We start from the raw sequence: 14,740 nt of genomic DNA, 5'->3' as shown, positions 1-14,740 counted from the left end.
CACAGGGTCCCGGCCATGTCCCGACTGCTACCGCCGTCGTCGCCCGGCCGGCCGCGGCAGATAACCGCGTCAGCGCGGGTCAAGGGCTAGAGGTGACCGGCACACAGGGCGTCGGTGCATCCTCGCCCAGCACAAACTGCATGACCTCGGCCGCGCCGCATGTACGGTCGGCCCAGAGCACGAAATGCCCGCCGTGCTCGTCGGTAAATAGCTGAACCGGCCCGGCCTTGCGCAGCGCCTCGATATGGCGCACGGCGGCGCCATACGGCGTCTTCGCATCGCGGCGGCCGTGGATCACCAGCGTCGGCGGCAGGCGCTCGGGCAGGCGCGCAAACCAGGCGTCGCGTGCATAAAAAGGAATCGGAGCGCCGACCAGGTGGCCCGGGATGCCGCTCGAAAACAACAGGCCGGCTTCTTCCTGCTTTACTGCCTCCATGGTGCGTCCTGGCTGCAGATTGTTCTCAGACCCGCTGATGAGGATCACGAGAGGCATCGACGGCGGCAGTTGCGGAAAAGTCCCGAGGCTCGCGGCCTTGCGCCGCACCTCGGCCAGCGCCGCCTTCAACTGCGCGTCCTGGCCGGCGTCGAGCTCCTTGACGATGTCCGGGATGCGGCTCGCGGCATCCGGAAAATCGAGCAGGCCGCCCAGGAAACGCTTCAGGTCCTTTCCTGGCACATTGGCCAGGAGCGTCGACTCGCTCCCGGCGCGCGCCAGCACCCGCCGGTAGAGCGGCTCGAGCGGCTCGCCGATGCGGCGGCCGCATCGCCCCTGGTCGCAGTCGGCCAGCAATGCGCGTCCGACTGCATCGGTCACCAGCGAGCGGCGGCTCAGGTCGGCCGTGGGGTCGTCCTGCAGCGGCACCAGCGAATCGAGCACCAGGCCATCGACCGCGGCGCCCAGCGCCACCGTGCGCAGCACCAGTTGGGTGCCGTACGAAACGCCATACAGATAGGTCTTGCCGTGACGCGGCGTGCGCTCCAGCAGCAATTTGAGGTCGTGGGCGGCATTCGTCAGCGAGAACTGTCGCGTGTAGGCGGGATGCCGGTTCAGGTACCCGAAGCAGGCGCCCCACTCGGCGCCCTCCAGTGCGGCGCCGCCGGGCGAGCCCGGCGCTTCCTCGGCCGGGCACATCCGGGTCGAGAAACCGGTGCCGCGATGGTCCGGCATCACCAGATCGAAGCCGGGGAAGGCGCGGCGCAAGGTCGGCAGCATGCCGTAGAACGAGGCGCCGGATTCGCCGGGGCCGCCGGCGACCAACCAGACCTGACCGCGCGATGCGCCCTGCGCCGGGAACTTGCGCACGAATAACGAGACCGGCGGCGAGACCGACGCCGCGGGGCCGCCAGCCAGTCCGGACGGATCGCCCGGCATTTGCTCGAGCGCGCACAGGCTGCCGCCCAGGGCCGGATCGCTCGCGGCATCGTCGCAAGTCTTGAAAACTGCCGCCTGCGCCAGGCTCGCGCCCAGACATAGCGCGACGCCAGCGATCGTCCGACTCAGGGTCTTCATCTCTGTTCCTGCAATGAAAGAAAGCCAGCCTATGACGGTTGCAGCCAATTGTCCATTAGATATTTACGTTGCATAAATGCACATTTGGACATCATGAAAATATTTTTTCACAAGCTGCATCCATTCCTGCATCTGGCGCGTAGTACCAGCGCCAACATTGCAGCCGTCCAGGCCGCGATGCGCCCCCAACGAATTCAAACAAGCAATTCTTACTGAGGACACATCATGACCCAACCGCACTTCACCAAGCTCGTTCTCGTTTCGTCGATCGCCTTCGCCCTGGCCGCCTGCGGCAGCAGCAGCGACGATCACGCCAAGCCGCCGATCACCACCCCACCGCCGCCCGCCGCCACCGTCGGCGACGTGGTCGCCCTGACCGCCAGCAACCGCCTGGTGTCGTTCGATCGCGCCACGCCGGGCACCATCCGCAGCAACGTGCTCGTGACCGGCCTGCAGAGCGGCGAAAACCTGGTCGGCATCGACGTGCGCCCGGCCGACGGCCTGCTGTATGGCGTCGGCTCGACCGGCCGCCTGTACACGCTGGACGCCGCCACCGGCGCCGCCACCAGCAAGTCGCGCCTCGCCGCCGACGCCGCCGATACCAGCGCGCCGTTCACCGCACTGGCCGGCGCGAGTTTTGGCGTCGATTTCAACCCGATGGCCGACCGCCTGCGCATCGTCAGCGATAGCGGCCAGAGCCTGCGCATCAATGTCGATACCGGCGCCACGACCACCGACGGCAGCATCAACGGCGGCGCGGCCAATACCGCGATCTCGGCCTCGGCCTATACCAACTCGTTCGCCGGCACCGGATCGACCACGCTATACGGCATCGACAGCGCCAATGCGACCTTGTACGTCCAGAACCCGCCGAACGACGGCGCCCTGGCCATGCCGGTCCCGCTGGGCGTCGCCATCGGCGCCGCGAACGGCTTCGACATCGATGCGCGCACGAATATGGGATACATGGTCGCCACCGTTGGCGGCGCGCGCAACCTGTATGGCGTGAACCTGGCAGCCACCAGCGCCCCGGCCAACCTGATCGGCGCGCTCGGCGTGACCGAAGACATCCGCGGGATCGCGCTGCGCGGCGCCGCGGCGCCGGTGGTCCTGGGCCTGGCGGACGACAATCGCCTGCTGGGCTTCAAGGTCGGTTCGCCCGGCACCATCGACACCAGCGTCGCCATCAGCGGCCTGGCGGGAGGCGAAACCCTGGCCGGCATCGACGTGCGGCCGAAGGACGGCATGCTGTACGGCCTGACGAGCGCTGCGCGCCTGGTCACCATCGACCCGGCCACCGGCGCCGCCACCGTCAAGGCGACGCTCGCCGCCGACGCCGCCGACACGACCGCGCCGTACACCGCCATGCAGGGCGCCGCGTTCGCGGTCGACTTCAACCCGGCCGCCGACCGCCTGCGCGTGATCAGCGACAGCGGCCAGAGCCTGCGTATCAATGTCGACACCGGCGCCACCACCACCGACGGCAACATCAACCGCGCCGGCGTGGCGCCACGCGTCGTGGCCGCCGCCTACACCAACAGCATCCCGAACGCGGCCTCGACCCAGCTGTTCGACGTCGACGGCGCGAGTTCGGTGCTGGCGCTGCAGAATCCGCCGAACGACGGCACGCTGGTCGACGTCGGCCCCCTGGGCGTGACGGTGGCGGGCGCTGGCGCGATGGACATCGGCGGCGGCGCGAACGGCCTGGTGCTGGCGGCGCTGCGCACCACGGCCGGTGGCCCGAGCACGCTGTACCGGGTCAATCTGACGAGCGGCGCGGCCACCCCGGTCAATGGCGCGGCGACGCCGGCGACGTCGGTGATCGGCAGCGGCGGGCCAGGCGTGCGCGATATCGCGATCTGGCTGCGCTGATGGAAGCCGGGTGGCGGCCGCATGGTCTTGTCCTGGCCGCCACCCGCCCTTCTTCTTTTATATCCTGACCGCGCGCCCGATGTAGAGTATGGGCCCGGTCGGACGGCCGATCGGTGATCCGGCGGCCGGTTCCAGCGTGATTTCGAACAGCTGGTTCGGCACCACCTTCGGCAGGTTGGCGAGCTTGACCTCGACCGCCTCGCCCGGCTTGACCAGGCCCAGCGACACCGGACCTGACCAGTCGTCGGCCTTGGTCCACAGCTGCAGCGCGCGGTCGGCCGGGACCGCGGTCGTGACCAGCGGTCGCAGGCGCAGCGTGTCGTCGGCCACCAGCTCCAGCACCCAGCCCGGCCCCGCGTTCTGCGGCGCGGCCAGCACCACCATATAGCGCGGCTGCGCCACCTCGAACTGGCGCACGCCGACCACGGCCGCCATGATCGCGGCGGCCGCGAAGCCGCCGGCGGCCAGGGCGCGCCACAGGCCCAGGCGCTCCCACCACCCCGCGCGAACGGGCGCGGGTGCGGCGACCGGCGCCAGGCTGCGCTCGATGCGCGGCCACAGGGCGGGAGGTGGCGCCACCGGCTCGACCAGCGCGCTCAAGGGCAGCAGCCGCTCTTCCCAATAGGCGACGGCGGCGCGCAGCGTGGCGTCCTGCGGCAGCATGGCATCGACTTCGCGGCGCCGTTCGCGCGACAGCGTGCCCAGCACGTATTCGCCGGCCAGCTCGTAGGGGTCGCGGACCGGATTCATACCATGCACTCCCGCAGCGCGCTCAGGCCGCGCTTGATCCAGGCCTTCACGGTCCCCAGCGGCGACTTGAGGCGTTCGGCGATCTCGCTGTGCGAGAAGCCATCGACATACGCATGCAGGATGCTGTTGCGCTTGGCGACATCGAGCCGGTTTAGGCAGTCGTGCAGGCGGCCCATGTCCTGGCGCAGCTCGAAGGCTTCCTGGATGCCGGGATCGAAGGCTTCGCCGCCGAGGGCGTCGAGCGCCGCTTCGTCGACGTGCACCTCGCGCGCGCCGTCGCGCACCGCATCGAGCGCCGCGTGGCGCACCACGGTGTACATCCAGCCGCGCCCCGAGCCGCGCGTGGCGTCGAAGCCGGCGGCGCGGGTCCAGATGCTCACGAAAGCGTCGTGCAGCACGTCCTCGGCCGCCTGGCGCTCGCGCACGATGCGCAGGGCCACGCCCAGCAGGCGCGGACTTTCGCGGTCATACAGGCGACGCAAGGCCTGCCGGTCGCCGCGTGCGCAGGCGGCGAGGTGCGCTTCATAGTCGAAGTGGTCGGGTGCAGTCGTCACGACGGGCCGTTCGCGGGTTGATGGTCCGGGCCCCATGGGCCCTCGCTGAACGGCAATTATAGTTGGACAGGTGACGCAGGCTTGCACATTTGCACGGTCGTGACCAGTCGCCGCCCCGCCGTCGCCAGCGCCGGGGCCGTCAAGCGACCGGGAAAAAACGCCCTGCAGCGGGGCCGGAATGGTGAATGAACCATCTTTGTATTGCGCTGGAGCATGAACGGCACAGCGCCGATCATGTTACACTACCGGTTTTGCGGCATCATTCAATCGCTCGTGCCAGGCAGCATCCGCGATTGGCGTACACGAAGATTGCCCTTGGTAATTCACGACCCTGTCCCCATATCGTGTGCATGCGGACGACCTTGCGCCCATGGCGCAGCCTATGACGCGGCATGCTTGCGGATGACAGGCGCCGCACCGAACGAAGTATCCGCAAACGCAGTACCTGCCAGTCACCGAACATCAAGCCTGCCACGCGCGGGCCTTGTCATTCCCGGCGAAGCGTCCGCGCTGCGCCGCCACGTTCATCCTGACATCGCCTGCTTGCAGGCCGCCTTACCCGCCAGCCCCGGCGCCTCGCGCCAGGCCGGCCCAATATTCGCATTTCCAACCTACAGGAGCCCATCATGGCAAAAGAAGAACTGATCGAACTGAATGGCGTCGTCTCTGAAGTGCTGCCGGATTCGCGCTATCGCGTCGATTGCGACAACGGCCACAAGCTGATCGCCTACACTTCCGGCAAGATGCGCAAGAACCACATCCGCATCATCGCCGGCGACCAGGTCAGCCTGGAACTGTCGCCCTACGACCTGAGCAAGGGCCGCATCACCTTCCGTCATCTCGGCAAGACCGCTGGCGCCGGGCGCCCCCCGGTGAATCGCGCGGCGCGCCGCTGATCGTCGCCAGCGCAGCGCCAGCCGACGCCACGCCTAGCGTGGCGTCGTCACATGGGCGCGCATTTTTCGGCCCAGGCTGGCGAATCGCCTGCCAGGCGGGGTATCATCCGGGACATGCCGATGCCAGGAGCGCCTGCGTACTCGACAGTCGATGATTCGAAGGCATGGTGAGGTGCAAGTGCGGCAACGACGCAATGATGAAGCCACCGCGAACGCCGTGGCGCGCGGCCTGAACATCCTGGCAGTGCGCGATGGCACCCAGGCGCGGCGTTACATGGAACACAAGAGCGTTCCCGCGGCCGTGATCGAGCGCGTGTTACAGCGGCCCGAGCTGTGCCGGCGGATCACGCCGGAACAGGCGGTGTCCGAAGCGATCCTGCCGCTGCCGCGCAACAACCGCTTTCCGAACTGAGCCGCGCCGCCGAGGCGCCCGCCGAGCTGCCCACCGAGTTGCCCACATCATGGCGCAGGGTGGACGGGTACCGGCGCCAGCGTGCGCAGGCGCAGCGCGATCAAGAGGCCGATGCCCAGGATCGCGCCCAATAGCGCCACCACCCCGGGCCAGGCCCAGTGCTCGTACACATAGCCGGTGAACCACCCCACCACGCTCGAGCCGAGATAATAGAAGAACAGGTAGATGCCCGAGGCCAGCGCCTGCGGCGGCTGCGCGCGCCGGCCGACCCAGCTGCTGGTCACCGAATGGGCGGCGAAGAAGCCGAAGGTGGCCACGCCCACGCCCAGCACCACGGCGACGACCGAATCGACCAGGGTCACCAGCAAGCCAGCGATCATCACCCCCATCAGCAGCCACAGCACGTTGCGCCGGCCCAGGCGGTCGCCCAGCTTGCCGGCCCACATCGAACTGAAGATGCCCAGCAGGTAGAGCAGCGACAGCAGCCCGACCGCGCTCTGGCGCAACCCGAACGGCGGCGCCAGGAGGCGGTAGCCGATGTAGTTGTACAGGCTGACGAACGTCCCCATCAGCAGGAAAGGCAGCGCGAACAGCCACGGCAGGCCCGGGTCGCGCAGATGGATGCGCAGGCCCTCGACGAAGCCGGGCCCGCGCGCCGGCCGCGCGCCGCCATGGCGCGACGGTGGCAGGCTGCGCGAGAATTCCCAGGCGGCGTACAGTCCGGCCGCGCCGAGCAGCCCGACCGCTACGCGCCAGGAGGCGACATCGCTGATGAAGGCCGAGATCACCCGCCCGCTCATGCCGCCGAAGGCGCTGCCGCTGATGTACATGCCCATCGACAGGCCGAGCGAGGTCGGCTCGATCTCGTCGCTCAGGTAGGCCATGGCCACGGCCGGCAAGCCGCCCAGCATCAGGCCCATCAGGCCGCGCACGGCGACCAGTTGCGGGTAGCTGGTGGCGAAGGCGCAGGCCAGGGTCAGCACCGCACCGCTGATCATCGAGGCCACCATCACCGTCTTGCGGCCGAAGCGCTCGGCCACGCTGGAAGAACCCAGCAGCGCCAGCGCCAGGGTGGCGGTGGACACCGACAGCACCAGGCTGCTCTCGGCCGGCGACAGCCGGAAGTCGCGGCCCAGCAGCGGCATCAGCGGCTGCACGCAGTACAGCAAGGCGAAGATGGAAAAGCCCCCGAACGCCATCGCGCGGTTGATGCGCCGGAAAGCGGGGCTGCCGGCGGCGATGCGTGCGCCGGGCTTGTTCATGCCGGGCTACTCATGCTCAAGGGTATTCCGGATCCACTTCGGAGCCGGCGTAGTTCTCCAGCTCGGTCATCAGCTGGCCGATGGTCGCGCTCGTCCCGAGCTGCTCCAGCACCGTGCAATGCTTGCGGTAGATGTCGATGCGCTCGGCCACGATGGCCTGGTGGGCCGCCGGGATGCGCGCCAGGAACTCGGCCCAGCCCTGTTCGAAGTCCGGCCGATGCTTGCGCACCGCCTTCACGAAGCGCTCGAACTCGCTCTGGCCGGTGCGCGCCGTGATGCGCGCGCCGCCCTCGACCGCGAAGATGATGGCCAGCGCGATCACGCCCTCCGAGTTCAGGTCCGGGTCCTTGACCGGGCCCTCGTAGTGGTTCTTGCGCAGCCACTCGGCGGCCTTGACGGTCGCCTGGACCTGCTGGCGCTGCCGGACCTGGCCCAGGAAGCGCTCGTAGCCCGACCACGATTCGCCGGGATCGGCGGTGCAGATGTCGACGAACAACTCCTTCAGGCGCCGCTGGGCGTAGACCGGATCGTTGTCGTACTCGCTCACCAGGCTGTCCTCGGGCAGCGCGGCCAGCTCGCGGATCATGCGGAACCCCGCCTGGAAGGCGTGTTCGGCGCCCTCGGCCACCAGGATGTCGAGCGCGTCCAGGTCGCCCTCGTCCTCGCTCTGGATCAGGTGTTCGAGACCCAGCGACACACAGCCGATGCTCAACAGGAGCGCACGCTGAATTCCTTCGGCGGTACGGTCGTTGGTGAATTTCTCGGCCACCATGGCGGTGATCCCGGACAGCTCGTCGGCCAGGATTGCCGCCTCGTCGGGCGTGGCTTCGCCCGGCAGCAGCCTGATCGCGCGGATCAGGCGCGGCGGTTGTTCGATGACGATGGCTGGCAACATGTGGCTGGCGGCTCCCGTCACGAGAAGATGTCCGTGCCCATGCTGCGGCGCGGGCTGCGGCGCGCCATGCTGCGCACCGACGGCACCTGCTTGCGCAGGCGCAGCAGCAGGTCGCGGGTCGAGCGCTGCATGAACTCGGACTCTTCGTCCGGATCGTCGGGCAGAGAGATCTCGGCCATCTCGGCGCTGTGGCGGAATTCGGGGAACAGTTCGAGCAGCGAACGCTCCCAGCCGTCCTCGGTGGCCTTGGCCAGGTCGACCGCCAGCGGCACGATGTCGCTGTCGGCGCTGGTCTGGCCGCTGACGTAGCGGCCTTTCGACAGGATCTCGCCCGCCACTTCCAGGATTTCCTTCGGCGCCAGCGACCACAGGATGGCGAACACGGTCGCGCCATGGTCGGTGGCGGACGCCGCCTCGAGCAGCTCGTTGCGGCGCTCCTCGTCGTCCTGGGCATAGACCACGCCATGCACGTGGTTGAACAGGTTCTCGGCGATGCGCTCGGGATCGTCCTCGATCAGGTTGTCGGGCCAGGTGGCGGCGATGAAGGCCAGGCTGTCGGCCCAGGCCTTGGGCGGCACCAGCATGGTCGCCAGCGAGGTCTTGGCGCCATCGAAGCCCGACAGGTGCAGCGCGGTCACTTGCGGCGGCAGTTCGGTCAGGACCTGGGCCACGGCATAGTCGCCGTGCTCGTCGGCGGCCCTGGAGAACACCTCTTCGGCGTGGTCCAGCGAGCCGGCCAGCACCAGTTCGCCGACCTGGCTGACCAGGGCCGGCAGGTTGGTCTTGTCGGTGTCATCGCTCATCGCGCTCTCCTTCGTCGAACAGCTGGGTGAAGTCGTCGGTGGCGGGGCTGTCTTCCTCGTCGTCGTCGTCGCCGTCGTCGTCGCGGCCGAGCTGCTCGAGCGACTGGTCTTCGTCGTCCCAGCGGTTCTGGTTCTTGAACAGGAAGGCGGTGATGATGGCCTGGCGCGCCAGTTCCGGATAGCTGGCGGTCATGCCTTCATACATGGCGCGGCCGTCCTCGCCGCTGCACTCGGCCATCGCGAACACGCGCGCAGGATCGCCGTCGGCATAGTCGGCCGCTTCGCGCAACAGGCCCTTCGGGTCCAGGAAGCGGATCTTGTCGACCAGCGCGAACGCCATCATGTTGACGTCGTCGATGCCGCCGCCGTCGGCGTATTCGGCCACCAGCGCATTGACCATCATGTCGTAGTTCTTGCGGTTGGGCGGGTCGCCCAGGGTGCCCTCGATCTGGCCTTCCAGCTCACGCGACTGGAAGGAGAATTCGGGATGTACGTTCTTCATGTTCTATCCTGTTGATGGGGCGCGGCGAAGGCCGCGTCCGGTGCGTTGCCGCCGGGTGAAGCGCAGGGCCGGGTCAGTGCGCCGGCAGGTTCACGCCGTTGAGCGCGAACAGCGAGCGCCACAGCTCGAACGCCTCGGCCTCGGCGTCCAGCACGATGCGGTGGTTCACGCTCTGGTTGTATTCCTCGCGCTTGGCGCGGTCCGAGAGGATCTCGTAGGCCTTGGTAACGGCCTTGAAACGCGCTTCCGCGCCCGGCGCCTGGTTACGGTCCGGGTGGTAGCGCATGGCCAGCGAACGGTAGACTTTCTTGATCTCGTCGTCGCTGGCATTCGGCGCGACACCGAGGATCGCATATAAATTTTCCAACAGTAACTCTCCCGGCAACTATCTTAAAGACGCGCAAATAGAGATTATCCTATAGAAAAGGCCCGACGTGGCGCGATAGCCGATGTCCGCCTTGCGACGCGGGCAACCTCAGCCGCGTCCGGGTACGGTAAAATGCCCCCCAACTTACCCTTCCAGAACTATTTCATGAGCAACGACAAGAATACCCCGGCGCCGGTCAATGCACCGTCGTCGAACTTCGTCCGTGCGATCGTCGAATCGGACCTGGCCGCAGGCACCCATCGGCGCGATGGTTTGCCCTCCGTGATCACCCGCTTCCCGCCGGAGCCGAACGGCTACCTGCACATCGGCCACGCGAAATCGATCTGCCTGAACTTCGGCCTGGCGCGCGACTACGCGGGCCTCTGCCACCTGCGCTTCGACGACACCAATCCGGAGAAGGAAGACCAGGAATACGTCGACACCATCATGGACAGCGTCAAGTGGCTCGGCTTCTCGTGGGAGCGCGAGGGCCAGGAACACCTGTACTACGCCAGCGACTACTTCGAGCAGCTGTACAAGATGGCCGAGTACCTGATCGAGAAAGGCTACGCCTACGTCGACAGCCAGAGCGCCGAAGACATGGCAAGGAACCGCGGCAATTTCGGTACCCCGGGCACCAATTCGCCGTTCCGCGACCGCCCGCCGGCCGAATCGCTGCAGCTGTTCCGCGACATGCGTGCCGGCAAGTACAAGGATGGCGAACACATCCTGCGCGCCAAGATGAGCGAGGATGCGATGTCGTCCCCGGTCATGACCAACCGCGACCCGGCCCTGTACCGCATCCGCCATGCGCACCACCACCGCACGGGCGACGCCTGGTGCATCTACCCGATGTACGACTACACGCACCCGATCTCGGATGCGATCGAGAACATCACGCACTCGCTGTGCACCCTGGAATTCCAGGACCACCGCCCGTTCTACGACTGGCTGGTCGGAACCCTGGCCGAAGGCGGTTTCTTCAAGAAGCCGGTGCCGCGCCAGTACGAATTCGCGCGCCTGAACCTGACCTATGTCGTCACCTCCAAGCGCAAGCTGCGCGCGCTGGTCGACGACGGCACCGTGACCGGCTGGGACGACCCGCGCATGCCGACCATCGTCGGCCTGCGCCGCCGCGGCTACACGCCGGAATCGATCCAGCTGTTCTGCGAGCGCATCGGCGTGTCGAAGGCCGACGGCTGGATCGACATGAGCATCCTGGAAGGCGCGCTGCGCGACGACCTGGACCCGAAGGCGCCGCGCGCCATCGCCGTGCTGCGTCCATTGAAGCTGATCGTCGACAACTTCCCGGAAGGCGAGTCGGTGGAATGCTCGTCGCCGGTCCACCCGCACCACCCGGAAATGGGCAAGCGCACCTTCCCGTTCACGCGCGAGCTGTGGATCGAGCAGGAAGACTTCATGGAAAACCCGACCAAGGGTTACTTCCGCTTCACCCCGCCCAGCGGCGACCAGCCGGGCAGCCGCGTGCGCCTGAAATACGGCTACGTCGTCGAGTGCACCGGCTACGACAAGGATGCAGACGGTAACGTGACCGCGGTGCACGTGAAGTACTTCGAGGATTCGAAGTCGGGCACGCCGGGCGCCGACAACTACAAGGTCAAGGGCAATATCACCTGGGTCAGCGCGGCGAGCGCCCTGGCCGCAGAGGTGCGCTTGTACGACCGCCTGTTCCTCGACCCACAGCCGGACGCCGGCGGCAAGGACTTCAAGTCGGCGCTCAATCCGAACGCCCTGGAAACCGTGACCGCCTACCTCGAGCCGGGCATGCAGGACGCCGTGGCCGACCAGCGCTTCCAGTTCGAGCGTCATGGCTATTTCGTGGCGGACCGCGTGGATTCGCAGCCGGGCAAGCCGGTGTTCAATCGCGTGACTACCTTGAAGGATAGCTGGGGCAAGTAAGAACCTATCCCGGTAGGTGGGAGGAAGTTCATGCCGATGCATGGCGAGCGTGAGCAAGGCGCGAGGAGGCCGCATGGCGAGCCATGCAACGACGAGCAACGCAGCGCACGCTTGTCAGGCGCGGCAGGAACGACTCTCACCTACCGGGATAGGTTCTAAGTTCCAGTGTCCTGACGAAGATCCCGTCCCGGCATCGCCGCGGCGGGATTTTTTTTTGCGTCCCGATCAATTCCGGCACGGCTGTTTCGACCTGCATCATCCGTGCACGGGAGGTCCGCATGACCGTCCTCATGCTGCGCCCCGCAGCGTCCCCGATGATGGATGGCGCCGGGTGTCCGACATGCGCCGCGCGCGATGCCGACGCCTTCATCACCAGAGCCCATCTCTTCCAGCGGAGGCATCATGCACGTACGCAACCACACCGGCGCAGGTCGCTGCGCTGCCCCCCGGACCCTGTCTTATCTGCTGTGCTCGCTGGTATTCGCCGGCACGGCCTCGGCGCAACAGCCGCCAGGCCCGGAAGCGGCCAAAAAGCCGCATCACCCAGCCGCCGGCAAGACCGTCTACCGTGTGATCAACCTCGCCGCCGGCGAAGCCATTTCGGCCTCGATCAATGCCAGCGGCCAGGTCGCCTACTCGCTCACGCCCGATATCTTCAGCGCCCCCATCAATGCCTATTTCTACAATGGCAGCAGCTCGCAGAATGTCGGCAGCCTCGACGGGCCGGGCGACTTCGCCCGCGCTACCGGGCTCACCAATTCGGGCAGGGTCGTCGGCGTTTCGACCAACCCGGCCGGCGACACCCGCACGTTCATCTGGAGCAGTTCGGGCGGCATCACCGACATCGGCACCCTGCCCGGCGCCGACGAAGCCCTCGAACCGGTCATCAACAACAAAGGCGTGATTACGGCGATCGCCCACAATACCGCCACCGGCTTCAACCGCGGCTTCCGCTGGAGCGCACTGGGCGGCATCACCGACCTCGGCGTGCTGGCGCCGGGAGCCGCCGAATCGTCCTACCCGCGGGCGATCAACGACGCCGGCATCATCGTCGGCGACTCCTGGGCGTTCGGGAACGACTACCATGCCTTCCTCTGGACCTTCGGCACCGGCATGATCGACATCCACACCAACGCCAGCAACGATTCGACCCCGGTCGGGATCAGCGCCTTCGGCCAGGTGGCCGGCAACTACCACGTCGACGGCGAAGACTGGCGCGGCTACGTCTGGACCTTCGGCACCGGCATGGTGGACATCGCCCCGCCCGCCGTGCGCACCGAGGTCTTCGGCATGACTTCCGGCGGGCGCATCACCGGCCAGATCGGCGACCCGATCATCGGGTCGCGCGCCATGACCTGGACCCAGACCGGCGGCCTGGTCGACCTGGGCACGCTCGGCGGCACCATCTCGTCCGGGCGCGGCGCCAACAACAAGGGGCAAGTGGTCGGCAGCGCCCAGACCGGCGCCGGGCCGGTCCATGCCTATGTCTGGACCGCCAAGGAAGGCATGGTCGACCTGAACACGCGCCTGAAACACGCGCCACCGGGCATCGTGCTGGAAGTCGCCCTGGGCATCTCCGACAACGGCTCCATCGTCGCCGTGGGCAACACCGGCCTGGTGCTGCTCAAGCCAGTGAGCAAGTCGCCCTGCGGCTGTCCGCATAGCGTCGGCCCGATCGTGGCGAGCGACATGGTGGCGGTGGGCGCGCCGTTGACGGCATCGGTCGGCGTCGCCGACGAACGTTCGTCCGCGCGCTATGGCATCAACTGGCACTGGGGCGACGGCAATGCCACGCGCACGGCGAGCATGCCGGCCGCGAACGGCGCCGGCGCCAGCGCCACCCACAGCTATACCCGTCCCGGCATCTACACGATCACGGCGAAGGTCGTCGACGGCGCCGGCGCCAGCGTTGACGTCAGCCGCCAGGTCGTCGCCTACCAGCCCGGCAAGGGGATGGCGGCCGGCGCCGGCGCCTTCATCTCGCCGCTGGCGGCGAGCAAGGCGCCTCGGCGCCACACGGGCAAGGCGCGCTTCAGCTTCATCGCGCCGGCGCTCGACGCCCAGCCGCCAAGCGCGGCCGCCTTCCAGCAAGTGACGCCGGGCGCGCTGCATTTCGATGCCGGCGACCTGGACTTCGTGAGCAAGGACCTCAGGCGGATCGCGGCACAAGGCGCCCAGGGCCGGTTCGAAGGCAGCGGCGCACTCAATGGCAAGGGCGGCTACCGGTTCACGCTGGCCACCACCGCATCGAACGCCGCCGGCGGCCAACCGGGCCGTATCAGCCTCAAGATCTGGCGTCTCGACCCGGCGACGGGCAAGGAAATCGTCGCCTACGATAACAGCCGGGCCGGCAATGGACAGGTGCGCGCGGCCCCGGCCGGCACGACCGGTCGCGATACTGTTTCCGGGAATGGCGCCGGCGATGGCGGCAGCGTCCTGGCCGAGGGCAGCATTGCCCTGTATTAAGCAGCTCTCCCGGTAGGCGGGAGGCGGGCCGGGAGCGCCTGGCAAGCGTGCGCTGTGTTGCTCGTGGTGGCATGGCGCGCCATGCGGCCTCCCCGCGCCGTGCTCACGCCCGCCATGCATCGCTTACGCGCATGTCGCCTACTCGCATGTCGACATGCACTTGCTCCCACCTGCCGCCTGACCTGCCTACCCCTCGCCTGCCTACCCCTCGCCTGCCTACCCTTGACGCGCTTGCGCCTGACCGGCGCCACTGACTGCGCCGCGGCGGGCGCCACGAGCGGCGCCACGGCCGCAGCCTCGCACCTGGCTACCTGGGTTCGGCCAAGCCGAGCGACCATTTCACGGTAAATCTGAAAGGCAAGACGGCCAGCAACGCCAGCAATCATGGCCTGAGCTTCAACTGATTACCGCTGTCTATTTGCCAGCCCGAAGGCGCTGCGGCCCATGGCCGCGGCGCTTTTTTCCGGGAAACTGCGATCTCCTGCAACCTGCGACCCACGTCCGCGGCCTGCATCGCCAGACGTCGTGTTT

Annotated in this window: 13 protein-coding genes; 5 read left to right on the top strand and 8 right to left on the bottom strand. The window is 67.7% G+C overall.

Going from position 1 to position 14,740, the window contains the following annotated elements; translation table 11 throughout:
• Positions 1-79: 79 nt before the first annotated feature.
• Positions 80-1,510: an alpha/beta fold hydrolase gene (locus ACZ9AQ_RS12610; RefSeq protein ID WP_429205232.1), complete on the bottom strand. Its 1,431-nt coding sequence runs from the start codon at positions 1,508-1,510 to the stop codon at positions 80-82.
• Between the two features lie 225 nt (positions 1,511-1,735).
• On the opposite strand from ACZ9AQ_RS12610, the gene ACZ9AQ_RS12605 reads away from it, so the two are divergent.
• Positions 1,736-3,382, top strand: coding sequence for a DUF4394 domain-containing protein (locus ACZ9AQ_RS12605; protein WP_429205233.1), 1,647 nt, complete (start codon positions 1,736-1,738; stop codon positions 3,380-3,382).
• 57 nt (positions 3,383-3,439) lie between these two features.
• On the opposite strand, the gene ACZ9AQ_RS12600 is transcribed toward ACZ9AQ_RS12605, so the two are convergent.
• Positions 3,440-4,132, bottom strand: coding sequence for an anti-sigma factor (locus tag ACZ9AQ_RS12600; RefSeq protein WP_429205234.1), 693 nt, complete (start codon positions 4,130-4,132; stop codon positions 3,440-3,442).
• Positions 4,129-4,722: a sigma-70 family RNA polymerase sigma factor gene (locus ACZ9AQ_RS12595; protein WP_429205236.1), complete on the bottom strand. Its 594-nt coding sequence runs from the start codon at positions 4,720-4,722 to the stop codon at positions 4,129-4,131. The genes ACZ9AQ_RS12600 and ACZ9AQ_RS12595 overlap by 4 nt, the downstream gene beginning before the upstream one ends.
• A 590-nt stretch (positions 4,723-5,312) precedes the next feature.
• Between ACZ9AQ_RS12595 and infA the strand changes: the two genes are divergently transcribed.
• Both infA and ACZ9AQ_RS12585 read left to right on the top strand, forming a co-directional pair.
• Entirely contained in the window at positions 5,313-5,582 is a 270-nt protein-coding gene (gene infA, locus ACZ9AQ_RS12590) for a translation initiation factor IF-1 (protein WP_429205238.1), read from the top strand.
• Between the two features lie 178 nt (positions 5,583-5,760).
• Positions 5,761-5,994 carry a hypothetical protein gene (locus ACZ9AQ_RS12585; RefSeq protein ID WP_429205239.1) on the top strand — a complete coding sequence of 78 codons (234 nt, stop codon included), beginning with the start codon at positions 5,761-5,763 and terminating at the stop codon, positions 5,992-5,994.
• Positions 5,995-6,041: 47 nt separating this feature from the next.
• Here the strand turns inward: ACZ9AQ_RS12585 and ACZ9AQ_RS12580 are convergent, their stop codons facing one another.
• The 5 genes from ACZ9AQ_RS12580 to ACZ9AQ_RS12560 all read right to left on the bottom strand — a co-directional run bounded on the left by ACZ9AQ_RS12580 (position 6,042) and on the right by ACZ9AQ_RS12560 (position 9,823).
• Positions 6,042-7,256, bottom strand: coding sequence for an MFS transporter (locus ACZ9AQ_RS12580; RefSeq protein ID WP_429205240.1), 1,215 nt, complete (start codon positions 7,254-7,256; stop codon positions 6,042-6,044).
• A 16-nt stretch (positions 7,257-7,272) separates the two neighbouring features.
• Positions 7,273-8,151 (bottom strand): hypothetical protein, encoded by an 879-nt coding sequence (locus ACZ9AQ_RS12575; RefSeq protein WP_429205242.1) that lies wholly within the window; start codon positions 8,149-8,151, stop codon positions 7,273-7,275.
• Positions 8,152-8,168: 17 nt separating this feature from the next.
• Positions 8,169-8,954 carry a hypothetical protein gene (locus ACZ9AQ_RS12570; RefSeq protein WP_429205244.1) on the bottom strand — a complete coding sequence of 262 codons (786 nt, stop codon included), beginning with the start codon at positions 8,952-8,954 and terminating at the stop codon, positions 8,169-8,171.
• Complete coding sequence (locus tag ACZ9AQ_RS12565; RefSeq protein WP_429205245.1) at positions 8,944-9,456, bottom strand: hypothetical protein; 513 nt, start codon at positions 9,454-9,456, stop codon at positions 8,944-8,946. The genes ACZ9AQ_RS12570 and ACZ9AQ_RS12565 overlap by 11 nt, the downstream gene beginning before the upstream one ends.
• Before the next feature lie 73 nt (positions 9,457-9,529).
• Positions 9,530-9,823, bottom strand: coding sequence for a DnaJ domain-containing protein (locus tag ACZ9AQ_RS12560; protein WP_429205247.1), 294 nt, complete (start codon positions 9,821-9,823; stop codon positions 9,530-9,532).
• A 165-nt stretch (positions 9,824-9,988) separates the two neighbouring features.
• Here ACZ9AQ_RS12560 and ACZ9AQ_RS12555 point away from each other — a divergent pair, with 165 nt between their 5' ends.
• Positions 9,989-11,743, top strand: coding sequence for a glutamine--tRNA ligase/YqeY domain fusion protein (locus ACZ9AQ_RS12555; protein ID WP_429205248.1), 1,755 nt, complete (start codon positions 9,989-9,991; stop codon positions 11,741-11,743).
• Positions 11,744-12,145: 402 nt separating this feature from the next.
• Entirely contained in the window at positions 12,146-14,209 is a 2,064-nt protein-coding gene (locus ACZ9AQ_RS12550) for a PKD domain-containing protein (RefSeq protein ID WP_429205250.1), read from the top strand.
• The last annotated feature ends 531 nt before the right edge of the window (positions 14,210-14,740 follow it).

The sequence above is a fragment of the Massilia sp. UYP34 genome (genome assembly GCF_056279385.1).
Note: the sequence above shows the minus strand (reverse complement) of the source record. Positions and strands in the feature narration are given on the sequence as shown.

Excerpts from the sequence above, each read along its gene's own strand:
- ACZ9AQ_RS12610 (WP_429205232.1), bottom strand. The coding sequence starts at position 1,510 with ATGAAGACCCTGAGTCGGACGATCGCTGGCGTCGCGCTATGTCTGGGC.
- ACZ9AQ_RS12605 (WP_429205233.1), top strand. The coding sequence starts at position 1,736 with ATGACCCAACCGCACTTCACCAAGCTCGTTCTCGTTTCGTCGATCGCC.
- ACZ9AQ_RS12600 (WP_429205234.1), bottom strand. The coding sequence starts at position 4,132 with ATGAATCCGGTCCGCGACCCCTACGAGCTGGCCGGCGAATACGTGCTG.
- ACZ9AQ_RS12595 (WP_429205236.1), bottom strand. The coding sequence starts at position 4,722 with ATGGGGCCCGGACCATCAACCCGCGAACGGCCCGTCGTGACGACTGCA.
- infA (WP_429205238.1), top strand. The coding sequence starts at position 5,313 with ATGGCAAAAGAAGAACTGATCGAACTGAATGGCGTCGTCTCTGAAGTG.
- ACZ9AQ_RS12580 (WP_429205240.1), bottom strand. The coding sequence starts at position 7,256 with ATGAACAAGCCCGGCGCACGCATCGCCGCCGGCAGCCCCGCTTTCCGG.
- ACZ9AQ_RS12575 (WP_429205242.1), bottom strand. The coding sequence starts at position 8,151 with ATGTTGCCAGCCATCGTCATCGAACAACCGCCGCGCCTGATCCGCGCG.
- ACZ9AQ_RS12570 (WP_429205244.1), bottom strand. The coding sequence starts at position 8,954 with ATGAGCGATGACACCGACAAGACCAACCTGCCGGCCCTGGTCAGCCAG.
- ACZ9AQ_RS12565 (WP_429205245.1), bottom strand. The coding sequence starts at position 9,456 with ATGAAGAACGTACATCCCGAATTCTCCTTCCAGTCGCGTGAGCTGGAA.
- ACZ9AQ_RS12555 (WP_429205248.1), top strand. The coding sequence starts at position 9,989 with ATGAGCAACGACAAGAATACCCCGGCGCCGGTCAATGCACCGTCGTCG.
- ACZ9AQ_RS12550 (WP_429205250.1), top strand. The coding sequence starts at position 12,146 with ATGCACGTACGCAACCACACCGGCGCAGGTCGCTGCGCTGCCCCCCGG.